Origin of the sequence: Mesorhizobium sp. M0296, assembly GCF_040321675.1 — a bacterium.
GTDB lineage: Bacteria > Pseudomonadota > Alphaproteobacteria > Rhizobiales > Rhizobiaceae > Mesorhizobium.
Genome location: NZ_JAMYRZ010000007.1, coordinates 144,187 through 167,097 on the forward strand (window position 1 = coordinate 144,187; position 22,911 = coordinate 167,097).

Sequence of the window (22,911 nt, forward strand, 5' to 3'; positions counted from 1 at the left end):
ATGCAACACGCGCTCGTCAAATCCTTCGCACCGCCTGTCCGGCTCGACCATGACGGCCGTTCGGAAAACCCGGTCATCGATGCCCGCAACATCGCCGTCGATTTCAAGGTCGAACACGGCATGATCGAAGCCGTCAAGGACATCTCCTTCCAGCTCTATCGCGGCGAGACGATCGCCATTGTCGGCGAGTCGGGATCGGGCAAGTCGGTGACGGCGCGCACCGTCATGGGACTGTTGTCGAAGCGCGCAGTCGTGTCACCGAAATCGACTGTCGAATACAACGGGGCCAACATCCTGAAATTTTCCGAGCGTGCGCGGCGCAAACTGCGCGGCGACCGCATCTCGATGATCTTTCAGGAGCCGATGAGTTCGCTTAACCCGATCTACACGATCGGCAGCCAGATCGTCGAGGCGATACGGGTGCATCGCAAGATGAGCCGCAGGCAGGCCGAAGCAAGAGCGCTCGAGCTGCTGCAGCAGGTACAGATTCCTGAGCCCCATGCGCGGCTGAAACAATACCCGCACCAGCTTTCCGGCGGCCAACGCCAGCGTGTGATGATCGCCATGGCGCTGGCCAACGATCCCGATGTGCTGATCGCCGATGAGCCGACGACGGCGCTCGACGTCACGGTTCAGGCGCAGATCCTCAATCTCATCCGAAACCTGCAGAAGAAACTGCGCATGGCGGTGATCCTGATCACGCACGACCTGACCGTGGTGCGGCAGTTCTCCGACTATGTCTACGTCATGCAGCATGGGGAGATGCGCGAGCACAATGTGACGGAGAAGCTGTTCGCCAATCCACAGCATCCCTACACCTGTCACCTGCTTGCCTCCGAGCCGCGCGGCCAGGCAAATCCGTTGCCGGAAGGCGCCGACGTTATTCTTGAAGCTAGGAATGTGCGCGTCTCCTTCATGCTGCGGCATGGCACGTTCATGAGGCCGGACCTGCGCGAACTCGTCGCCGTCGACAGCCTCAGCCTGACCCTTCGGCGGCACGAGACGCTGGGTCTCGTTGGCGAATCCGGATCGGGCAAGACCACCTTCGGCGAGGCGTTGCTCAGGCTCAACACCACGGATAGCGGCGAGATCTATTTCGATGGCCGGCCGATCCATGGCTGTTCGCGGGCGCAGATGCGGCCGTTGCGGTCGCGCATGCAGGTCGTTTTCCAGGATCCGTTCTCGTCGCTCAACCCGCGCATGACGATCGGCCAGATCATCGAGGAAGGGCTGGTCGTCAACCGCATGGGCGCCACCAGGAACGATCGGATCGAGCGGGTGCGCGAGGCGCTGATCAGCGCCGGCATGCCCGGCGATATCCTCTCGCGTTTCCCGCACGAGTTTTCCGGCGGCCAGCGCCAGCGTATTGCGATTGCCCGCGCCGTCGCGCTCGAACCGGAATTCATCGTACTCGACGAGCCGACATCGGCGCTGGATCTCTCGGTCCAGGCGCAGATCATCGAATTGCTGCGCAAGCTGCAGCGCGAACGGGGCCTGAGCTATATCTTCATCTCGCACGACCTCAAGGTCGTGCGGGCGCTGTGCCACCGCGTCATCGTCATGCAGCACGGCAAGATCGTCGAAGAGGGGCCGGTCGACGAAGTCCTGTCCCATCCCAAGACCGCTTACACCGAACGGCTGGTCAAAGCCGCTTTCGAGGTAGCCTAATTGCTTATGCCGGAGGTTGTTGTGGCAAGAAATCCCAAGGTCGCTTTCATCGGAGCTGGCTCGACGGTGTTCATGAGGAACATCGTCGGCGACATATTGCAGCGTCCGGCTTTATCCGGCTCGACGATCGCGCTGATGGACATCAATCCGCAACGGCTCGAGGAAAGCGCAATCGTCGTCGGCAAGCTGATCTCGACGCTTGGCGTAAAGGCCAAAGCCGAAACCTATTCGGACCAGCGCAAGGCGCTGGCGGGCGCCGATTTCGTCGTCGTCGCCTTCCAGATCGGCGGCTACGAGCCCTGCACGGTAACTGATTTCGAAGTTCCGAAGAAATACGGGCTGCGCCAGACCATCGCCGATACGCTCGGTGTCGGCGGCATCATGCGAGGGTTGAGAACCGTGCCGCATCTCTGGAAGATCTGCGAGGACATGCTCGCGGTCTGCCCGCAGGCGATCATGCTGCAATATGTCAACCCGATGGCGATCAACACCTGGGCGATCGCGGAGAAATACCCTGACATCAAGCAGGTCGGCCTCTGCCATTCGGTGCAAGGCACGGCGATGGAACTGGCGCATGATCTCGACATTCCCTACGAGGAGATTCGCTACCGCTCGGCCGGCATCAATCACATGGCCTTCTACCTGAAGTTCGAGCATCGCCAGCCGGACGGCTCCTACCGCAATCTCTATCCGGATCTGCTGCGCGCCTACAGCGAAGGGCGGGCGCCGAAGCCTGGATGGAACCCGCGCTGCCCGAACAAGGTGCGCTACGAAATGCTGAAGCGCCTCGGTTACTTCGTCACCGAGAGCTCCGAACATTTCGCGGAATACACGCCCTATTTCATCAAGGACGGGCGCGAGGATCTGATCGAGAAATTCGGTATTCCGCTCGACGAATACCCGAAGCGCTGCATCGAGCAGATCGAACGCTGGAAGGGGCAAGCGGAAGCCTATCGCTCGGCTGACAAGATCGAAGTGGAGCAGTCGAAGGAATATGCGTCCTCGATCATGAACTCGGTCTGGACCGGTGAGCCGTCGGTGATCTACGGCAACGTCCGCAACAATGGCTGCATCACGTCATTGCCGTATAATTGCGCGGCCGAGGTGCCATGCCTCGTCGACGCCTCCGGCATTCAACCCACGTTCTTTGGCGACCTGCCGGTGCAGCTCACCGCGCTGATCCGCACCAATATCAACGTCCAGGAGCTGACGGTCCAGGCGCTGATGACCGAGAACCGCGAGCACATCTACCACGCGGCGATGATGGACCCGCACACGGCGGCCGAGCTCGACCTCGACCAGATATGGTCGCTGGTCGATGATTTGCTGGTTGCGCATGGCGATTGGCTGCCGGCCTGGGCGCGTGGAGCGCGCAGCGTTCGGGCGGCCTGAGGCGCAGGGCTGTCTGTTTCACTCACCTATGCCGACCATAGGGCCGGCTTTGAAAGCGGAGCGGCGTTGCCGGCAGATGTTTCGAAATCAAAGAGCTTCTGCGTTACGAGAGCAGCCGCTCCCCTTGCCCAGGAATTGTCCTCCCAGTCCAGCAGCATTGGTGGTGCCGCGCGAAAGGTATTTTTCCCAAGCGTCAGCCGCATTGGGCCAAACAGCGCATCGCCAAACGACACGGCTTCACCGCCGACGACAATGACCTCCGGGTCGGTGATGTTGACAAGGTTGGCGAGATGCCGGCCGATGCCATGTCCGGCTTCTTCGAGAATGGCGACGGCTCGCGGTTCGCGGTCTGCCAAGGCTGCCATAAGGGTGGCTTTGCAATGCGCTTCGTCGTGGCCTGTGGCTTCGCGCCAGGTGCGCAGGACCGCCGGCTCGGCGTAATAGGCCATCAGGCAGCCGCGTTTTCCGCACTCGCAAAGGCGGCCGTTCTCCTCATAAGAGCTGTGGCCGAACTTGCCGGCGGCACCGTTCGCGCCGCGATAGAGTTTGCCATCGAAGACGAGCGCGCAGCCGATTCCGACGCCGATCGCCAGCACAGCCATATTGCGGTGCTGGCGTCCGAGGCCGAAGAGTTGCTGGGCAATGGCATAGGCATTGGTGTCGTCCTCAAGCCACACGGGGACGTCTACCAGTTCGGCCAGCATCGGGCCAAGGGGAACGTTGTCCCAGTTGTAGCGATTGCTGCGGATACATACAGCCTTCTGGTTGTCTATGACGCCAGGCATTGAAACGCCGATCCCGGCAAGCTTGGCAGCGGGCCGATCGACAATGGAAATCAGCTCCGGTACCGCCTTGGCCAAGGTCGCTATGATATGGTCGGGATCGCTGTCCGAGAGCTTGACGCGCAGAGACCCCAGCGGATTGGTCGCAAGATCGGTGACCACGCATTCGACCGATCCGACCATCAGCTTGAAACCTATGGCAAGGCCGTTGGCATAGTTGATATCCACCGGGATAGGGCGGCGCCCAGCCGAGCCCACGACTGTCTTGCCTTCGATCAGCAGGCCATCCTCGATGAGGTCGGCCACGACGAAGGTGACCGCTGCCGGACTAAGGCCGGTAACTGACGCTATGTCGGCCCGGCTGCGCGCTCCTTGCTGCCGCAAGAGATTGAGGATCAGTCTGCGGTTCATCGCCCGAGTCGTGCTCGGGTCACCCTTGAGCTTCACGGATCTGCTTTCTTAATTTTGTAAATTAATTATTGCCTCTCGAGAAAACATATGCGTAAGTTTGCCCGACTGTTCAACACCCGAACCGGGGGTCAGCGAAATTAATCCGGTTAGCAATGTCACCGCGCTCTGAAGCAGCGGGCAAGCATATTCCCTTGCCCGGGAGGTGAGCCGTGCCGTTGAGAAGAACAACCGCGCCGGCCGGTGTGCCAGTAGAGAATTGACAACACGGGAGGAGTAACAATGACGTTCAAGTGGATTGAAAAGCCGTCGACGCGGCGCAATTTCCTGAAGGGAGCCGGGGGCATTTCTGCTGGAGCTCTCGCGGGCTTCCCGATGCCGGCACTCAGCCAGTCGAGCGAAGTCACCATCATTTCAGACGAAAACAATGCCGATGCCCTGCGGATCTTGCGGCGCATCGCGGCCGATTTCGAGAAGCAGTCCGGCACCAAGGTTGTGATCAACAATATGGATCACGAGGCCCACAAGACCGCGATCCGCAACTACCTTGTCGCCGGCGCGCCGGATGTCTGCTTCTGGTTCTCCGGAAACCGCATGCGCGCCTTCGTCACCCGCGGCCTGTTCGACGACATCTCGGATCTGTTCGAGAAGGAAAAGTACAAGGACGTGCTGGGTGCCACGACCGGTGCCGTCACTGTCGACGGCAAGCAGTATGGCCTGCCGACTGGCGGCACGATGTGGGGCATGTTCTATCGCAAGGACGTCTTTGCCGAGCACGGACTGACGGTGCCGGCGACCTGGGACGAATTCCTTGCTTACGGCCAGAAGTCCAAGGCTGCCGGCCTTATTCCCGTCAGCATCGGCACCAAGGAACTCTGGCCGGCGGCCGGATGGTTCGACCAGATGAACCTGCGGATCAACGGTCTCGACAAGCATTTTGCCTTGATGAACGGCAAGATGGCTTACACCGACCCGGCGCTGACGCCTGTTTTCGACCACTGGGAAGAGCTGATCAAGCAGGGTTTCTTCACCCCGGATCAGACGTCGTTCGGCTGGCAGGAGGCCGGCGCCTTCCTCGCCCAGAAGAAGGCCGGCATGATGAACCTCGGTGCCTTCGTGAAAGCTACTTTCCCTGAGCAGGATCTCGAGCAGCTGACATTCGCCCCTTTCCCGAAGATTGACGGCGCCCTCGACCGCTACGAAGAATTCTCGGTCAATTCGGTCCACATCCCGGCCAACGCCAAGAACAAGGCGGGTGCTCGCGAGTTCCTCGCCTTCTTCTACCAGCCGGAAAATTTCGGCCCCTATCTGGAACCCGGCGGCAACGTTCCGCCGCGCAACGACCTTCCGGCCAGCAAGGACCCGCTGGTCAACGCGGCTGTGGAAAGCCTGAAGACGGTGGCCGGCACGTCGCAATATTACGACCGCGATACTGATCCCGACATGGCCCAGGCCGGCCTGGTCGGCTTCCAGGAATTCATGGCCAAGCCGGAGCGCCGGGACGCCATTCTTCAGCGTCTCGAGGGAACCCGTCGCCGGATCTTCAAGATCTAGCGCCTCCCAGCGGAGGGGAGCGGGGTTCGTGCTCTGCTCCCCGATGCATTCCGTGAATGAGGTCTCCCAAAATGACGAAGCTTTGGCGCCGCCATCGCTGGTGGCTGACACCGACACTTCTGATCCTGCCAGCCGCTGTGCTGTTTTCCGTCGTCATTCTGGCCTCTGCGGTCGAGAGCCTATGGATCAGCCTGCACGAATGGGACGGATTCAGCCCGATGGTCTGGATCGGCCTTGGCAACTACCGCGAACTGTTCGCCGACCCGCAGTTCTATGTTTCGCTGAAGAACAATCTGATCTGGCTGGTGATGTTCATGCTGGCGCCGCCGCTCGGCCTCGCCATCGCGCTGCTCGTCAACCAGAAAATCCGCGGCATGCGCCTGCTCAAATCGCTGTTCTTCATTCCGCTGGTGCTGGCTTCGGTTGCCGTCGGCGTGGTCTTCACCTGGGTCTATACGCCGGAATTCGGACTTCTCGCCCTGATCTTCCGCACCTTCGGCGCGACCGCCCCGGCAGTGCTGTCGGATGAAAATTTCGTCACCTTCGCCGTCGTGATCGCAGCGTTGTGGCCGCAGATCGCCTTCTGCATGGTGCTCTATCTCGCCGGCCTCAACAATCTCAGCGAGGACCTGATCGGCGCCGGGCGGGTCGACGGCGCCAGGGGCTGGAACATGCTGCGCCACATCGTGTTGCCGCAGCTGACGCAGGTCACCTTTATCGCCATCGCCGTCATTGTCGTCGGCGCACTGCGTTCCTTCGACATGGTCTCGGTGATGACCAGCGGCGGCCCCTTCGGTTCGTCCGAGGTGCTTGCCTATCAGATGTTCGAGCAGTCCATATTTTCCTACCGCTTCGGCTATGGCGCGGCCATTGCCTCGGTGCTGTTCGTGATCATGGCGGTCTTCATCGCCTGGTACCTGACGCGGATGATCCGCGCCGATGAAAGAGGCGGCTGATGTTTCCCCGCCCGATTCCCGAAACTGCTATTTGGCAGCGTGGCCTCTATGTCGTGCTGGTGGTCGGCATCCTGATTGTCTGGCTGGCGCCGCTCTTTGCCATCGTTCTTACCTCGTTCCGCTCTACGCAGGATGTCATGGGCGGCAATCTGTGGGGCTGGCCGACCCAATTCGGCCTGGTCGACAACTACACGGCGGTCTTCACCCAGACGCCGATGGCCCGCTACTTCCTCAACAGCCTGACGATCACAATCCCCTCGGTGATGGGCGTTCTCATCTTGAGCACGCTCGCTGGGTTCGTGCTCGCCCGTTACCGGTTTCGCGGCAATATGCTCGTCTTCGCCCTGTTCGTCGGCGGAAACTTCCTGCCGCACCAGATCATGATGATCCCGGTGCGCGATCTCATGGTGCGGCTCAACCTCTACGACACGATGGCGGCCCTGATCATCTTCCACATCGCGTTCCAGACCGGGTTTGCGACACTGTTCATGCGCAACTTCATCGCCGCGTTGCCGGGAGAACTGTTTCAGGCCGCCAGGGCCGAGGGCGCGACACCGTTTCAGACATTGGTACATGTCGTGGTGCCGCTGGTGCGGCCGGCTCTTGCGGCGCTGGCGATCCTGCTCTTCACCTTCATCTGGAACGATTATTTCTGGGCGGTCGTGCTCACCATCAGCGATACCGTCAAACCGGTAACCGCTGGCCTGGCCAACCTGCGCGGCGAATGGGTTTCGGCCTGGAACCTGATCTCGGCCGGCACCATCGTCGTGGCTTGCCGCCGGTTGCCATGTTCTTCCTAATGCAGAAGCACTTCATCACCGGCCTCACCATGGGAGCGGTCAAGGGATGAGCGACCATGGCTTCAAGGCGTCGCCCACCCGATCCGAAACTGATTTCGCAAGCAGGGCTCCATGACCAGTCTTGAACTCCGGCAGATACAAAAGAATTATGGCAGCTACCACGCGCTGCGCGGCATCGATCTCAGCGTCGAACAGGGCGAGTTCATTGTCACCGTCGGGCCGTCCGGCTGTGGCAAGTCAACGCTGTTGAAGATCATCGCCGGGCTTGAAACCGTCTCGACCGGTAAGATTCTGATCAACGGCCGTGATGTCACCACCACCGAGCCGGGTGAGCGCGGCATTGCCATGGTCTTCCAGTCCTATGCGCTTTACCCGCATATGACCGTCGCCGAGAACATGGGTTTCGGCCTGCGCATGGCGCATCGCCCCAAGGCCGAGATCGATGCCGCCGTGCTGCGAGCCGCCAAGATCCTTCGCATTACCGACCAGCTCGACAAGCGGCCGAAACAGCTTTCCGGCGGCCAGCGTCAGCGTGTGGCGATCGGCCGTGCCATAACCCGCTCGCCCGACGTGTTCCTGTTCGACGAACCATTGTCCAACCTCGACGCAGCGCTGCGCACGCAGATGCGCGTCGAGCTTTCCGATCTGCACGCCAGGCTCGGCGCCACCATGGTCTATGTCACGCACGACCAGACCGAGGCGATGACAATGGCGAGCCGTATCGTCGTGCTCAATCGCGGCTCGGTCGAGCAGGTGGGCGCTCCGCTCGAACTCTATCGCAATCCGGCCAACCTTTTCGTCGCGGGCTTCCTCGGCGCACCCCGGATGAATTTTTTCGAAGTGACCGTCGCCGCTGTCTCCGGCGGCGCCGCCACGCTGTCGACCGCCGGTCTTTCTCCTTTGACTGTCGAACTGACGGAAGCGGCATCCGTACAGGTCGGCGATAGGGTGACGATGGGGATTCGGCCGGAGAGCATCAGCTTGGCCGCGGAAGGGACAGCGAGTTTTGCCGCACGGGTGCGGCTGGTCGAGCATCTCGGCCGCGAGACCATCCTCTATGCCGACGCCGGCCCGCTGCAATGCGTCAGTTCTGAAAGCGGCAGCGGCAACGTCACCGTCCAGATCGGCCATGCGAGTGCCGTCGCTGCCGATGCGACCGTCGGCTTCAAGGTCGAGCCGCGTGACGTCTATCTCTTTTCCTCTGTCGATGAGCGGACAATCAGTGCCCGCAAATCCACCATCACCGACTGATCTGCAGGAGTATCCTTCGTGAACAAGACTTCAAGAGGCCGCGCCCTGTCGGTCTGGCGCACGATCCAGACCGACCGCTTTCTGGTCGGCGCGCCGCACTACCCCGAACATGTGGACGAGAGTTACTGGGACAACGACGCCCGGCGCATGGCCGAGGCCGGCTTCAACGTCGCCCGCCTCGGCGAATTCGCCTGGCACATTTTCGAACCGCGTGAAGGCACCTTCGATTTCGACCTGTTCGACCGGGCAATCGAGGGCCTCGCGCGTCACGGCGTCAACACGATCCTGTGCACGCCGACCGCCACCCCGCCGCGCTGGCTGACCGCAAAGCATCCGGAAATCCTGCGGCTTGATGGAAATGGCCGGTCGATGGGCCACGGCTCGCGCCAGTATGCCGACACCAGCAGCCCGGTGTTTCGCGACTATAGCCGCAAGATTACCAGGGCGATGGTGGACCACTACCGCGACAACGCAAATGTCATTGGCTGGCAGACCGACAACGAACTCAACACCAGCATGCCGGAATCCTACTCGCCGTCGGCATTGAAGGAATTCCAGGCTTATCTCCAGGAAACCTACCAGACGATAGACAGGCTGAACTTCGCCTGGGGTGGCGACTTCTGGGCGACGGCTTACGGCGATTTCAGCGAAATTGTCTTCCCGCTGGAATTCTCACCGTCCTTTCCCGGTCCCGGTCACCTCCAGGACTACCACCGTTTTCTCGCCTTTTCGACAGCACGGTTCCAGCACGACCAGGTCGAGATCCTGAGAAAAGCGAATGCCGGTTGGTTCATCTTCCACAATCTCGGCGGATTGCGTGACATCGACTTTCGCGGCCAATTCTCCACCGATCTCGACTTCGTCGGCTACGACATCTATCCGTTCCTCTATGACGAGTTCTTTCGCCTCGGCAATCACGCCAAGATCCAGGCGCTGCATCTCGACATCTGCAGGGGATTTTCCGGCAACTACATAGTGCCGGAACAACAGTCGGGCTTTGGCGCCCAGCCGGGCTTCTGCACGCTGACGCCGGAGCCGGGCGAAATGCGACGCATGGCGATGTCGTCGGTTGCGCGTGGCGCCGATGGGATCATGTTCTTCCGCTGGCGCCCCGCGCATTTCGGCGCCGAGATATACTGGATGGGCATCATCGATCACGATGATGTCGCTCGCCGCCGCTATGACGAAGCCAGGCAGTTCGCCACCGAGATGACGGCGCTTAAAGACAAGATCCTGGGCACCCATGTGCGGATGGATGTCGGCATCGCCGGCTCGGACTTCGACAATCAGGAAGCCCACAAGACCTTCCCCATCGGCCTGCCAAGTCCGCAGGATGACGCAACCTTGCTGCATCAGTATTGCTATGACCGCGGCATCGCCTGCGGCTTCATCCACCCGGAAGACGATCTGTCGAAGCTCAAGGTGTTCTACGTGCCGCATTGGGTGATCTGGAAGGACAGCTGGACCGGGCGGCTGCAAGCCTTTGCCGAAAATGGCGGTACCGTCATCATCGGCGCGCGCACGGGAACCCGCGACGAAAACAACCACGTCATCCGCGAGACAGCGCCGGGCCAGTCGCTGTCGAAGCTGACCGGCGTTCGCGTCGAGGATTTCGGGCGGCTGGCGGCACCTGGGGCCAATGGCCTGTTCAATACCATGTCGCGCTCCGGCGGGCTCGTCATTCCTCCCGACAGACCGGCCGAATCCAGCCGCCGTATCCGTCGTTTTACCGTCGGAAACCACGAGTTCGATGCCGGTTATTTCTATGAGAACCTCGCAGTCGAACCGGAAGTCGAAATTGTAGGGGTTTGGTCGAACCGCTATGCGGCGGGAACGCCTGCAATTACCTCCCGCGCCGTCGGCAAGGGCCGTGTGCTCTATGTCGGCACTTATCTAACCCCGGAGCTGACAGCTCAACTCGCTACGCGCACTTTCGTGGATGCGAATGTGGAGCCTCTGGTTCCGGATCTGCCGGACGGCGTCGAGGTCACGATGCGCGAGAATGACGAACGCCGGCTGCTGTTCGTGCAAAACGTCAAAGACACGCCCGTTACGGTAACCGGCGTTCCCTTCGGCAGCAACCTGCTCGATAGCGAAGGACCTGTCTCCGGAGTGTTGACGCTGGACGGCTATGGCTGCGCTGTCCTCGAATTGATCTGAGCATTGTCGCGGACGTTAGCCATACGAAACCTGAGTACTCTTTGATCCTGGAATTCGACCGCCATCGGCAGCACGCCGGCATCGATCCATATCGAACCGGCGCTTTGACGTGCGCAAGGAACGGCCGGCGAACTGCTGTTGCTCCCATTCAACGACGGCAGTTACACTACCGGCGCGACCATCGGAGCCGATGGCGGCATCTCGTTTCATCCTTGTGAGCGCCATGAATTTCGACATTTCCGTCCGAACCGAGGCCTTCCGCAGCCGGATCGCCGATTTCGTCGAGCGCGAAATCCTGCCGCTCGAGGCTGACAAGGCTTGCTATGACGGCCATGGCAATATTGCGCTGCCGCTGCTTGAAACGCTGCGGGGCAAGGCGAAAGCAGCCGGCCTGTGGTGCCTGCAGCTCAAACCCGAGACCGGCGGGGCCGGCCTTTCCAAGGTGGATATGGCCGTCTGCTATGAAGAGATGAACCGCTCGATCTTCGGTCCGGTCGTGTTCAATTCCGCGGCCCCCGACGACGGCAACATGATGGTGCTGGAACGATTGGGAACGCCGGAGCAGAAGCAAAGATGGCTGAAGCCGATCGTCGAGGGCAAGGTGCGTTCGGCTTTCGCAATGACGGAGCCGCATCCGGGCGGCGGCTCCGACCCCTCGATGATCATGACCAGAGCCGAACGGCGTGGCGACAGATATGTCGTCAAAGGCCGCAAATGGTTTATCACCGGCGCGCAAGAGGCGAGCCACTTCATTCTCGTAGCGCGCACTTCGGACGATCCGCGTCACGGCCTTTCGGCCTTGCTGTTCCACAAGGATCAGCCGGGCTGGCGGATCCTGCGGCGCATCGAGATCATGGGACCGGAAGAACATGGCGGCCATTGCGAGCTGGAATTCGACGGTCTTGAAGTCCCGGTCGAGGATGTGCTTGCCGGCGAAGGCAGCGGCCTCATGGTTACACAGGTCCGGCTCGGTCCGGCGCGGCTTACCCATTGCATGCGCTGGCTTGGCGTTGCCAAGCGCTGCATCGAAATCGCGCGCGCCTATGCCGCCGAGCGTAGCGGTTTCGGGCAGCTTTTGGCCGACCGTGAGAGTATCCAGCTGATGCTCGGCGACCTTGCCATGCGCATCGAGATCGGGCGGCTGCTGGTGATGAAGGCGGCCTGGGAGCTCGATCGCGGCGGCTTTGCCCGCAAGGAGGTCTCCATGGCCAAGATCCAGGTCGCCAACGTGCTGCATGACGCCGCCGACGTGGCGATCCAGATCAACGGCGCCCGCGGCTATTCGAAAGACACTGTACTCGAATGGATCTACCGCTACGCCCGCCAGGCTCGCCTGGTCGACGGCGCCGACGAGGTCCACAAGATGGTGCTCAACCGCTTTCTCAACGAGGAAGGTGCGGGCTTCTGGCGCTGGCATGTCGAAGCCGGCAGACAAGACGAAACAGGTCGCGGCGGGAACCGCTGAGCCGGCAATGAGGATGGATTTCGATCCAGTACGCCTGGAGGATCTTCTGAGAGCGCATTTTGGCGATGGCCAAATGTCGCTTGAGCGGATCGTCGGCGGCCAATCCAACCCGACCTATTTCGTCGACTATGGCGGCCGCCGCATGGTTCTGCGCAAGAAACCTCCGGGACCGATCCTGCGCGGCGCTCATGCGGTCGATCGCGAGTACCGTGTGATCGAGGCGCTAGCATCGACAAAGGTGCCGGTGCCGCGGCCGGTGCTCTATCACGACGGCGACGAGCCGCTCGGCACGCCGTTCTATCTGATGCAGCGGCTCGACGGCCGGGTGTTCCACGATGGCGCGTTGCCGGGACTGACGCCGGACGAGCGGCGCGGCATCTATTTCGGCATGGCCGAGGCGCTGGCAAAGCTGCACGCCGTCCGGCCGGAAGAGGTTGGGCTCGGCGACTATGGCCGTCCCGGGAACTATTTTGAGCGACAGATCGCGCGCTGGACCAGACAGTTGCGGGAGTCGCCGAGCGAGCGCATTGCCGCGCTCGAAGCCGTCGCCGAATGGCTGCCGCGACATCTTCCGCCAGATGATGGCCACGTTTCGATCGCGCATGGCGATTTCCGTCTCGGCAATCTCATCTTTCACCCCGAGCGGCCCGAGGTCATCGGCATACTCGACTGGGAGTTATCGACCCTCGGCCATCCGCTTGCTGATCTCGGCTTCTGCTCGATGCCCTGGCATTCCTCATCGGACGAATATGGCGGCATCCTCGGGCTTGATCAGGCAGCCCTCGGGATTCCGACACAGCGCGAATTCCTCGATCATTACTTCGCCCACGCCGTGCCGACGGCGCCGCTGCAGCGGTTCCATCTGGTGTTTGCCATGTTCCGCTTTGCCGTGATCTTCGTCGGCATCGCCGACCGCGTGCTGGCCGGCAGCGCGGTTGCGGCCGATGCGGCGGATGTGGCACCGCTGGCCGGCTGTTTTGCTGTACGCGCCATGGAAGTCATCGACGGCGCGCGGCCCTGGTGACGCGAGGCTGGCAGTCGGCTGAGCGAGTTGCAGCGATACGCGTTCAGTTCATGCGAACTTCCGGTTCGGCAAGCAGTGGAATCTCCAGGCCACGCCGCAAGCCGGTCGCCACGACCGACACCCTGAATTTTCCGGCGAGTGCCTTGTCGAAGATGGCGCCGACGATGATGTCGGCATCGTTGTCGACCTCCTCGCGGATGCGGGTAGCGGCTTCGTCGACCTCGAACAGCGTCATGTCCATGCCGCCCGATATCGAGACAAGGACGCCTTTGGCGCCCATCATCGAAGCTTCGTCGAGCAGCGGGTTGGCGATTGCCGCTTCCGCCGCCTTCTTGGCGCGGCCTTCTCCGGCGGCCTCGCCGGTCCCCATCATGGCGCGGCCCATGTCGCGCATCACCGACTTCACATCGGCGAAGTCGAGATTGATCAGGCCTTCCTTGACGATCAGATCGGTGATGCAGCCGACACCCGCATAGAGGACCCGGTCGGCCATGGCGAAGGCGTCGGCGAACGTGGTTCTGGCGTCGGCGATCCTGAACAGGTTCTGGTTGGGAATGACGATGACGGTATCGGCGCTTTCGCGCAGGCGCTCGATGCCCTCATCGGCAGCGTACATGCGGCGCCTGCCTTCGAAGACAAATGGCTTGGTAACGACTGCGACGGTCAGTATTCCAGCTGCCCGCGCTGCCTGCGCTATAACAGGCGCGGCACCGGTGCCGGTTCCGCCTCCCATGCCGGCGGTCACGAAGCACATGTGCGTTCCAGCAAGGTGATCCATGATCTCGTCGATGGATTCCACGGCCGCGGCACGGCCGACCTCGGGCAGGGACCCGGCGCCGAGACCTTCCGTGATATGAGCGCCCAACTGGATCAGCCTCGTTGCCTTCGACATGGCAAGGGCCTGGGCATCGGTGTTGGCGACGATGAATTCCGCACCCTGCAGGCCTTCGGCGATCATGTTGTTGACGGCGTTGCCGCCGCCGCCGCCGACCCCGACGACGGTGATCTTGGGCCTCATCTCCGAGATTACCGGCCTCGTCGCGGTGTTCATTGCCGTTCTCCCTGGATACGCCGAGTGGTCGCTGGAAGCTTGTCCCGGGCGCACTGCGAAAACTCTGAACCGGGCAGTGCGAATCAGGACAGCCCAGAATGCAGGGAATCAGAGCGCGGAGCGGGCTGCAAGTGCGCGATGTGCCTCATAGGCGACTTGCGTCTGAAAGTTCACGCAATGCGCCTTGATACAGTGCAGATCATGGCGCGTGGCGCCGCACGCTACAACTTCGGCGCGAGGCACTGCGCGACATGGTCGGCAATCGTCAGGCAGGAGGTCAGGCCGGGGCTTTCGATGCCGAACAGATTGACCAGGCTATCCACGCCGTGCACCGCCACGTCCTGGACGACGAAGTCGGCATTGGCCTCACCGGGACCGGACAGTTTTGGCCGGATGCCGCTGTAAGCGGGTTGCAGGCTGCCATCGGCCAGGTCCGGCCAGTATTTGCGGATCTCGCTGTAGAAGCGCTCGCCACGAGCCGGGTCGACGCGATAGTCGAGTTGATCGGTCCATTCGACGTCCGGCCCGAAGCGGGCGACGCCGTCGAGATCGAGCGTCAGATGAACACCGAGCCCGCCGGGTTCGGGCACCGGATAGACCAATCGCGAGAAGGGCGCCCGGCCGGCCACCGAAAAATAATTGCCCTTGGCATAATGGAGCTTTGGCACGAATTGCTGATTGAGCCCTTCAAGCGAACCTGCAAGTGCTGCCGCGCCAAGCCCGGCGGCATTGACGAAACGCGGAGTGGCGATCTCGAAGCGCTCGCCGCCGGCAGCGTCCACCGTCTCGAGCACGACGCGGCCTGCTTCGATGCGGCCGGAGGCGATGCGCGTGTTGAGACTAAGTGCCGCCCCGTGCTCCTCGGCGTCGCCCAACAGGGCGAGCATCAGGGCATGGCTGTCGATGATGCCGGTGGCGGGCGACAGCAGCGCCGCCGTGCACTTAAGGCTGGGCTCCAGCGTATGCGCCTCGGCATCGCTCAAGCGCAACAGGTCGCCGGCGCCGCAAGCGCGTGCATTGGCCCGGATTGAGGCGAGCACCGGCTCCTGTTCGGCATTTGTGGCAACGATGACCTTCCCGCAGCGCGCGTGCGGGATCGCCCGCTCCTCGCAATAGCGATAGAGTCTTTCCCGGCCGGCCACGCAGAACCGGGCTTTCAGCGATCCAACCGGATAGTGGAGGCCGGCATGGATGACCTCGGAATTGCGCGAACTTGTCCCGGTGCCGATAGCGCTCTCGGCTTCCAGGACCAGCGTATCGATGCCGCGCTGCGCCATCTCTCGCGCGATCGCCAGGCCAACAACGCCGGCGCCGGCGACAATGCAGTCGACATGGTCCACGGTTAGGTCAAGCCGAAGTTCTGCATGCGTCCATCCATCCGCTGGCCCTGTCGAAAGCGCTTGACACTATACCGTTCGAGAAAGATGCATCAAACGGCATAACGCACGGGGACCTGCTGAGCCGGACCGGCGGCAGGACTGTTCCGCGTGCAGCACAGGAGCCGTCATGGACGCAAGACCGAATTCACCCGAAGCCCGCGACATAAGCTTTCACATGCATGGCTATACGAATGCGCGCAAGCATCAGGAGTCGGGGCCGCTCGTCATCGAGAAGGGCGACGGCATCTATGTCGAGGACCTTGCCGGCAACCGCTATATCGAGGCGATGGCGGGGCTCTGGAGCGTCGCGGTCGGCTTTTCGGAGAAGCGGCTGGTCGATGCGGCAGTACGGCAAATGTCGAAGCTGCCTTACTATCACGATTTCGGCTCCAAATCGCATTCGCCGCTGATCGATCTCGCCGAGAGACTGGTGCAGATGGCGCCGGTACCGATGAGCAAGGCGTATTTCACCAATTCCGGCTCCGAGGCCAACGATACGGCCATGAAGATGATCTGGTACCGGTCGAATGCGCTCGGCCAGCCGGCGCGCAAGAAGATCATCAGCCGCAAGAAGGGCTATCACGGCGTCACCATCGCCTCGGCGAGCCTGACCGGACTGCCCAACAACCACACTTCGTTCGATCTGCCGATCGCCAATGTGCTGCACACCTCGACGCCGCACCATTGGCGCGAGGCGCTGCCGGGTGAAAGCGAAGAGCTGTTTTCGACGCGGCTTGCCGACGAGCTGGAAAAGCTGATCCTCGCCGAAGGACCGGAAACCATCGCCGCCTTTTTCGGCGAACCGATCATGGGCGCCGGCGGCGTCATCGTTCCGCCGGCCGGCTACTGGGAGAAGATACAGGCGGTGCTATGGAGATACGACATCCTGCTCATCGCCGACGAGGTGATCTGCGGCTTTGGCCGAACAGGTGAGATGTTCGGCTCGCAGACCTTCGGCATCAGGCCCGACATCATGGTGCTGTCGAAGCAGATCTCTTCGTCCTACCTGCCGATCTCGGCCCTGCTGATCAACGAGAAGGTATTTGAGCCGATCGCCGACGAAAGCAACCGTATCGGCACCTTCGGCCACGGCTTCACCGGCGGCGGCCATCCTGTTGCGGCAGCGGTCGCGCTCGAGAACCTGAAGCTGATCGAGGAGCGCGACCTTGTCGGCAATGCGCGTGCGGTCGGCGCGCATTTGCAGAAGCGGCTGCGCACGCTCGCTTCGCACCCGCTTGTCGGCGAGGTGCGCGGCGTCGGCCTGATCGCGGCGGTCGAGCTGGTCAGCGACAAGGCGAACAAGACGCCGTGGGGCACGGTTGGTGCCTTGGGCGGACTCGTCAACGGCTTCATGCAGCAGAACGGCGTCATCTCGCGCAATATGGGCGATGCGCTGGCTTTCTGCCCGCCGCTGATCATCACCGAGCCGCAGGTCGACCAGGTGATCGACGCGTTTGAACGGTCGCTCGAGGCTGCCGCCAAGCAGGTCCGATCGCAGAGCTGAATAGGCAAAGTCGATTTTGAAACCTGAAAACAAAAACGCCTCGGCGACGGCTGGCAGAAGGTTACCCTCCACACCCGTTGCTGCCGTTTAGTCTCCGTGCTTTGTTTTCGCAGATGAGCCGCTGAATCCTTCCAGTTCCTCGCCGATTCCTGAAAGTGCGTTGACGATCGTCGCCTCGACGTCGCCACGCTGTTTCTGGGGAATCAAGCCAAGTCCTTTTTGTATCGCTTCACGCCAATGTTTCCCCCTGTCCCACGCTTCCGAAAACGCGATGGCGAGATCGTCCTGGCGACGGGTAGCTTCCAGTGCCTCGACCAGAAGTGCTGCCTGGCGGACATCCTTTTCCCGCTTGCCCACGCCGTTTGCGTTGTTCTGTCGGCGCGAGGCAACAATCAGCTTGTGAACCGCATATCGTCCGGGCGACGGTACCACGACAGGCACTCCCGATCGATGCAGCAGCACAGTTCTGATTGGTTCGTGGATCAGGAAATCGAGAATCCGAAGAGGCTGCGCGGATGCACCGCCCAAAGACGGCATCGAGGTTGCATGATCGGCGTAGTCATCGCTGCCCGTGTTCGGTGTAAGGAACTCGACCTTGTATCGGACTGCGTTCTCGAATTGCGTCGCGTGTTCGGGATCTGATCTGTGAGGGATTTCCCTGAAGGTTGGGTCGATCTCCCTCAAGATTTCGAGGATGGGCGGCAGGCTGTCCTCGACCGCGGCCGACACGGAATGGAATAGGGCGAAGTCTGCATCGCCCGTCTGCAACGCTGCACCGGGCAGCTTCACGCCCAGATAGCCCGCGTAGGACTGAAAGGCGACTGTGCCGACCAGGACGCCGCGCAAGCGGAAGATGCCAGCCTTCCCCAGCGCCTCGACGACATCCCCGGTGAACCTTTCGGGTTCTGTCAGCCCTGCCTCGCGCACGAGCGTGGATACCAGCTTCCTGCGGGCGCGGAGGTCGTCCTTGATCTGACGGAAGGATTCAACGCGTTTTGCAATCTCGGGATCGCTGTCAGGCCCGACATACCGTCGCGTCTTCGTCGGCTGCGTTTCCTCGAAATACCAGTATACCTTGCCCTTGACGGGCACCTTGACGAGATTGCCCGTCGTAGGGAAATCCGTTTCGAAGGCTGCGTCCAAGGATCGCTGGACGAGTTCCGCATACATCGTGCGGTAAACGAGGTCGACCGTCTTCATGTCGGGCGGCTCCGGTTATAAGAAAAATGCGGTTCTCTTATAGCGCCATGACCTCAAGGGACGCAAGCGGGGGTTATAAGAAAATCGCGAAAACCTTATAACGCCGCAGGAGAGGTCAGGAATCCTTGTTGCCGGCGTGCAGCCAAATCAGAATGGGTTTTGCTCATTCAGATAAACAAAGCCATCACGAAAACGCTGCTTGGATGTGGCGCTCGACCTCACCGCGTCCACGAACGGCCCGAGCCTGTCATAGGCGTTTGTGGTCGACGCGCTATTTTGGCGGCCGCATCCGGAACGACCACCAGCTTGCCGACGAAATCCTTGGCGATGAAATCCGCCTGGGCGCGATGGAAATCGGACAGCTTGTAGACGCCGCCGACCAGCGGCCGGATTTTCTTGTCCTCGATGTAGCGCACTATGCGGCGGAAATCCGCCCGCGTGCCCTGGCTCGAGCCATGCAGTTGGAGCTGTTTCAGGTACATGGTGCGCAGGTCGAGCTGGACGACCGGGCCGGCGATCGCGCCGGCCGTGGTGTAGCGGCCTTCGGGCCTCAAGATGCGCAAGAGGTCATTGAAGATGGCGCCGCCGACCAGGTCGGCGACCACATCGATTGGCCGCCCGCCGGTCGCCGCGCTGACGGCGGCCGGCAGATCGGCAACGCCACGGGTGATCACCGCCTCGGCGCCGATCTCACGCACGGCCTGTTCCTTGCCCTTGCCGGCAACCGCATAGGGAATGGCGCCGCGCGCCCGCGCCAGCTGCACGATGCCGGAGCCGACGCCGCCAGAGGCGCCGGTGACAAGCACACGCTCGCCGGCTTTCAATGCGGCGCGTTCCAACATCTGCTCGCCGGTGAGATAGGCGCAGCAGAAAGTGGCAAGCTCGACATCGCTCAGATCGGTGTCGACGACATGGGCGTTTTCGGACGGTACTGCCTGGTATTCGGCATAGCCGCCGTCGCGGCCATGGCCCATATAGTCGATGTCGGCGAGTGAATCGTCGTCGCGATTGTAGATGGAGAAATCGACCATCACCCGCTCGCCGATGCGGGCCGGCGAGACGCCGTCGCCGACGGCAATGATGTTGCCGACCGTGTCGGTGCCCTGGATGCGCGGGAAGCTCAGCGTATTGCCCTGACGACGCCAGGTCGACACAGCGGCGGCATCCTCCTCCGTGCCATAGGCGCCCTGGCGCACCCAGACATCGGTGTTGTTCATGCCGCAAGCGGTGACCTTGACCAGCACCTCGCCCCGGGCGGGCGAGGGCACTTTCACGTCGGTGCGATAGACGAGCTTTTCCGGCCCGCCGTGCCCGATCAGCTGCACGGCGGCCATGGTGGCGGGGAGGGTTTTGGTCATGGCATTCATGTCGGCTCTTCAGATGTTTGCAAACACGCTCTTCACCGCGTCGGCCGTCTTCGACACGACGATATCAGCCTCTTCCCGCGTCAGGCAGAGCGGCGGCGCGAAACCGAGAATGTCGCCCTGCGGCATGGCGCGGCCGATGACGCCGCTTGCCGCAAGCGCGGTCGCGACCTGCGGTCCGATCTTTTGCGAGGCGTCGAAGAATACGCGGTCGTCCCGGTCGGCGACGAACTCGATCGCCGCCAGCATGCCGTCGCCGCGCACCTCGCCGACGTTTTTGTGGCCGCCGACGGCTTTCGTCAGCTCGGCGCGGAGATAGGCGCCGGTCTCGCCGGCGTTCCGCACCAGGTCCATCTCGTCGATCAGTTCCAGGTTGGCGACGCCGGCGGCGACGCAGATCGGGTGCGCCGAATAGGTCCAGCCATGGCCGAGCGAGCCGAGCTTGTCGGAGCCTTGGACGAGCACCTGCCAGACCTTGTCTGAGACTATGACGCCGGAGAGCGGCGCATAGGCCGAGGTCAGGCCCTTGGCGATGGTGATCAGGTCGGGCTTGATGCCGTAGTGGTCGGAGCCGAACATGGTGCCCAGCCGGCCGAAGCCGGTGACGACCTCGTCGGCAACCAGAAGCACGTCGTACTTCTTCAGCACCGCCTGGATCTTCTCCCAGTAGCCGGCCGGCGGCGGCACGATGCCGCCGGTGCCGAGGATAGGCTCACCGATGAACGCGGCGACCGTCTCCGGCCCTTCGGCGAGAATCATCTCCTCGAGCTTGTCGGCACAGTATTGCGAAAACTGCTCCTCGCTCAGCGAGCGGTCGGCGCGGCGGAAATAGTAGGGCGCCTCGGTGTGCAGGACCGGCGCACGCGGCAGATCGAAGGCGTTGTGGAACAGGTCGAGGCCGGTCAGCGATCCGGTCATGATCCCGGAGCCGTGATAACCGCGCCAGCGCGAGATGATCTTCTTCTTCTCGGGCCGGCCGAGCACATTGTTGTAGTACCAGATCAGCTTAATGTTGGTTTCGTTGGCATCGGAACCGGAGAGGCCGAAATAGACCCTCGACATGCCTTGCGGCGCGCGGTCGATGATCATCTTGGAAAGCGTGATCGATGCCTCGGTGCCGTGCCCGACATAGGCGTGGTAATAGGCGAGGTTCTTGGCCTGCGCGGCGATGGCGTCGGCTATCTTCTGGCGGCCATAGCCGACATTGACGCAGTAGAGCCCGGCGAAGGCATCGATGCTCTTGCGACCGTTATTGTCCCAGATGGTGACGCCTTCGCCACCGGCGATCACCCGCGTCGGGCTCTCGCCACGCGCGTGCGTTCCCATATGGGTCGAGGGATGGAAGAAGTGATCGCGATCCCAGGCGGCGAGTTCGTTTGACTGGTCGAGCATCTTTTTTACTCCTAAGGAAAAGTGTCGGGCGCGGTTCTAGGCCACGTCCAGGCAGAGATATTTGAGATCGGTAAAGGCTTCGAGCCCGTGACGCGAGCCCTCGCGACCGATGCCGGACTGCTTGACGCCGCCGAACGGGACCGGCGCGCCGGTGATCTTGACGCGGTTGATGGCGACCATGCCATAGTCGAGCGCGCGGCCCATGCGCAATTGCCGGCCGCCGTTTTCAGTGACGACATAGGCGACGAGCCCGTATTCTGTCGCATTGGCGCGGGCGACGACTTCGTCTTCGCTGTCGAAAGGCGTCACGGCCGCAACCGGACCGAAGGTCTCCTCGCGCATGATCAGCGCGTCGTCTCCAACGTCGGCGAGCAGGGTCGGCTGGTAGAACAGCGGCCCAGCCACATGGCGGCCACCGCCGGTGAGGCAGCGCGCGCCACCAGCCAGCGCATCGGCGACCTGCTCTTCGATCTTCTTGACGCCGCGCTCGTGCATCAACGGCCCGATGTCGGTGTCGTCAGCCAGGCCATTGCCGGTCCGCAACGTCTCGATGCGCTTGGTGAAGGCGGCGCAAAAACGGTCGTAGATCGGGCGCTGGACATAGATGCGGTTGGCGGCGAGGCAGTCCTGGCCGGAGGTCGCGAATTTAGCGTCGACGGCGATGGTCACAGCCTTGTCGAGATCGGCGTCGGCGAAGACGATCAGAGGCGCATGACCGCCAAGCTCCATCACAAGACGCTTCATCGTCGGCGCACTTTGCGCGGCGATCAGCCTGCCGATCTCGGTCGAGCCGGTGAAGCTCATGGCGCGAACGCGCGGGTCTTCGCACATCCGCCCGACGATGATCGAAGCCCTGCCGGAGAGGACGTTGAACACGCCAGCCGGCAGGCCGGCACGTTCGCCAAGCTCGGCCAACGCCAGTGCAGACAGCGGCGTTTCCGAGGAAGGATGCGCGACGATGGTGCAGCCGGCGGCGAGGGCGGCCGCCGCCTTGCGGGTCAGCATGGCCGCGGGAAAATTCCACGGCGTGACGACGCCGACGACACCAAGCGGTTCGCGTCGCACCACCATCTCGGCATTTGGCAGATGGCTGGTGACGCCTTCGGCGTTGAGACGTTTGGCCTCCTCGGCATACCATTCGACAAAAGAGGCGGCATAGTCGATCTCGCCGCGCGATTCCTTCAGCGGCTTGCCTTGCTCTAGCGTCATCAGCAGGGCCAGGTCATTTTTGGCGGCGACGATCAGATCGAACCATTTTCGCAAGATTTTCGACCGTTCCTGCGGCAGCAATGCGCGCCAGGCAGGAAAGGCGCGCGATGCCGCATCGATCGCCAATGTGGTCTGCCGGGCATCGAGCGCGGCAACGAAAGCGACGGTGGATCCGGTGGCCGGATCGGTCACCTCGAAACTCTCCGCGGTCTCGCTCGCCGTCCAGTGGCCAGCGACATAGGCGAGTTCGCGCAGCAGCCGCCGGTCGGCGAGGCGATCAAGTGCTTCATGGCGGTGCGAGCGGGCAAAATGTGCGGACATCATCGGGCTCCCGGTTCGGGTGATGCCGCAA

The 22,911-nt window shown here is 62.2% G+C and carries 16 protein-coding genes and 1 pseudogene; 10 read left to right on the forward strand and 7 right to left on the reverse strand.

Annotated features, from left to right (window positions below; all coding sequences use genetic code 11):
- Both NKI97_RS09775 and NKI97_RS09780 read left to right on the forward strand, forming a co-directional pair.
- A complete protein-coding gene (locus NKI97_RS09775; protein WP_352452369.1) occupies positions 1-1,668 on the forward strand; it encodes an ABC transporter ATP-binding protein in 1,668 nt (555 codons plus the stop codon).
- 21 nt (positions 1,669-1,689) lie between these two features.
- A complete protein-coding gene (locus NKI97_RS09780) occupies positions 1,690-3,060 on the forward strand; it encodes an alpha-glucosidase/alpha-galactosidase (RefSeq protein WP_352833760.1) in 1,371 nt (456 codons plus the stop codon).
- Between the two features lie 26 nt (positions 3,061-3,086).
- Here the strand turns inward: NKI97_RS09780 and NKI97_RS09785 are convergent, their stop codons facing one another.
- Positions 3,087-4,289, reverse strand: a complete 1,203-nt coding sequence (locus tag NKI97_RS09785; RefSeq protein ID WP_352452364.1) for an ROK family transcriptional regulator — start codon at positions 4,287-4,289, stop codon at positions 3,087-3,089.
- 243 nt (positions 4,290-4,532) lie between these two features.
- Between NKI97_RS09785 and NKI97_RS09790 the strand changes: the two genes are divergently transcribed.
- From NKI97_RS09790 to NKI97_RS09820, 7 genes and pseudogenes are all read left to right on the forward strand, one after another.
- Positions 4,533-5,804, forward strand: a complete 1,272-nt coding sequence (locus NKI97_RS09790) for an ABC transporter substrate-binding protein (RefSeq protein WP_352473206.1) — start codon at positions 4,533-4,535, stop codon at positions 5,802-5,804.
- A 71-nt stretch (positions 5,805-5,875) separates the two neighbouring features.
- Positions 5,876-6,760: a carbohydrate ABC transporter permease gene (locus tag NKI97_RS09795; protein WP_352833764.1), complete on the forward strand. Its 885-nt coding sequence runs from the start codon at positions 5,876-5,878 to the stop codon at positions 6,758-6,760.
- A pseudogene (locus NKI97_RS09800) lies at positions 6,760-7,610 on the forward strand (carbohydrate ABC transporter permease). Before NKI97_RS09795 ends, NKI97_RS09800 begins: the two are co-directional and overlap by 1 nt.
- Positions 7,611-7,671: 61 nt before the next feature.
- Positions 7,672-8,811, forward strand: coding sequence for an ABC transporter ATP-binding protein (locus tag NKI97_RS09805; RefSeq protein WP_352743577.1), 1,140 nt, complete (start codon positions 7,672-7,674; stop codon positions 8,809-8,811).
- Between the two features lie 18 nt (positions 8,812-8,829).
- On the forward strand, positions 8,830-10,971 hold the full coding sequence (locus NKI97_RS09810) for a beta-galactosidase (RefSeq protein WP_352743579.1): 2,142 nt from the start codon (positions 8,830-8,832) through the stop codon (positions 10,969-10,971).
- A gap of 223 nt (positions 10,972-11,194) precedes the next feature.
- Entirely contained in the window at positions 11,195-12,436 is a 1,242-nt protein-coding gene (locus tag NKI97_RS09815) for an acyl-CoA dehydrogenase family protein (protein WP_352833844.1), read from the forward strand.
- A gap of 7 nt (positions 12,437-12,443) precedes the next feature.
- Positions 12,444-13,460, forward strand: coding sequence for a phosphotransferase family protein (locus NKI97_RS09820; RefSeq protein ID WP_352833767.1), 1,017 nt, complete (start codon positions 12,444-12,446; stop codon positions 13,458-13,460).
- Between the two features lie 43 nt (positions 13,461-13,503).
- Here NKI97_RS09820 and ftsZ read toward each other — a convergent pair whose 3' ends face one another.
- Together ftsZ and NKI97_RS09830 are read right to left on the reverse strand one after the other, a co-directional pair.
- Positions 13,504-14,511, reverse strand: a complete 1,008-nt coding sequence (gene ftsZ, locus NKI97_RS09825; RefSeq protein WP_023677189.1) for a cell division protein FtsZ — start codon at positions 14,509-14,511, stop codon at positions 13,504-13,506.
- 221 nt (positions 14,512-14,732) lie between these two features.
- Complete coding sequence (locus NKI97_RS09830; RefSeq protein ID WP_352743583.1) at positions 14,733-15,851, reverse strand: NAD(P)/FAD-dependent oxidoreductase; 1,119 nt, start codon at positions 15,849-15,851, stop codon at positions 14,733-14,735.
- A 166-nt stretch (positions 15,852-16,017) separates the two neighbouring features.
- Between NKI97_RS09830 and NKI97_RS09835 the strand changes: the two genes are divergently transcribed.
- Positions 16,018-17,394 carry an aspartate aminotransferase family protein gene (locus NKI97_RS09835; protein WP_352743585.1) on the forward strand — a complete coding sequence of 459 codons (1,377 nt, stop codon included), beginning with the start codon at positions 16,018-16,020 and terminating at the stop codon, positions 17,392-17,394.
- Between the two features lie 87 nt (positions 17,395-17,481).
- Here NKI97_RS09835 and NKI97_RS09840 read toward each other — a convergent pair whose 3' ends face one another.
- The 4 genes from NKI97_RS09840 to NKI97_RS09855 all read right to left on the reverse strand — a co-directional run bounded on the left by NKI97_RS09840 (position 17,482) and on the right by NKI97_RS09855 (position 22,880).
- A complete protein-coding gene (locus NKI97_RS09840) occupies positions 17,482-18,594 on the reverse strand; it encodes a nucleotidyltransferase family protein (protein ID WP_352743587.1) in 1,113 nt (370 codons plus the stop codon).
- A 218-nt stretch (positions 18,595-18,812) separates the two neighbouring features.
- Entirely contained in the window at positions 18,813-19,961 is a 1,149-nt protein-coding gene (locus NKI97_RS09845) for an alcohol dehydrogenase family protein (protein ID WP_352743589.1), read from the reverse strand.
- Positions 19,962-19,970: 9 nt separating this feature from the next.
- Positions 19,971-21,350, reverse strand: coding sequence for an aspartate aminotransferase family protein (locus NKI97_RS09850; protein ID WP_352743591.1), 1,380 nt, complete (start codon positions 21,348-21,350; stop codon positions 19,971-19,973).
- A 36-nt stretch (positions 21,351-21,386) separates the two neighbouring features.
- On the reverse strand, positions 21,387-22,880 hold the full coding sequence (locus NKI97_RS09855; RefSeq protein ID WP_352743794.1) for an NAD-dependent succinate-semialdehyde dehydrogenase: 1,494 nt from the start codon (positions 22,878-22,880) through the stop codon (positions 21,387-21,389).
- Positions 22,881-22,911 lie beyond the last annotated feature (31 nt).

Bases quoted from the DNA above. Each gene is read 5' to 3' on its own strand.
- NKI97_RS09820 (WP_352833767.1), top strand. From the start codon at position 12,444: ATGAGGATGGATTTCGATCCAGTACGCCTGGAGGATCTTCTGAGAGCG.
- NKI97_RS09835 (WP_352743585.1), top strand. From the start codon at position 16,018: ATGGACGCAAGACCGAATTCACCCGAAGCCCGCGACATAAGCTTTCAC.
- NKI97_RS09850 (WP_352743591.1), bottom strand. From the start codon at position 21,350: ATGCTCGACCAGTCAAACGAACTCGCCGCCTGGGATCGCGATCACTTC.
- NKI97_RS09775 (WP_352452369.1), top strand. From the start codon at position 1: ATGCAACACGCGCTCGTCAAATCCTTCGCACCGCCTGTCCGGCTCGAC.
- NKI97_RS09855 (WP_352743794.1), bottom strand. From the start codon at position 22,880: ATGTCCGCACATTTTGCCCGCTCGCACCGCCATGAAGCACTTGATCGC.
- ftsZ (WP_023677189.1), bottom strand. From the start codon at position 14,511: ATGAACACCGCGACGAGGCCGGTAATCTCGGAGATGAGGCCCAAGATC.
- NKI97_RS09790 (WP_352473206.1), top strand. From the start codon at position 4,533: ATGACGTTCAAGTGGATTGAAAAGCCGTCGACGCGGCGCAATTTCCTG.
- NKI97_RS09840 (WP_352743587.1), bottom strand. From the start codon at position 18,594: ATGAAGACGGTCGACCTCGTTTACCGCACGATGTATGCGGAACTCGTC.
- NKI97_RS09845 (WP_352743589.1), bottom strand. From the start codon at position 19,961: ATGAATGCCATGACCAAAACCCTCCCCGCCACCATGGCCGCCGTGCAG.
- NKI97_RS09815 (WP_352833844.1), top strand. From the start codon at position 11,195: ATGAATTTCGACATTTCCGTCCGAACCGAGGCCTTCCGCAGCCGGATC.
- NKI97_RS09795 (WP_352833764.1), top strand. From the start codon at position 5,876: ATGACGAAGCTTTGGCGCCGCCATCGCTGGTGGCTGACACCGACACTT.
- NKI97_RS09805 (WP_352743577.1), top strand. From the start codon at position 7,672: ATGACCAGTCTTGAACTCCGGCAGATACAAAAGAATTATGGCAGCTAC.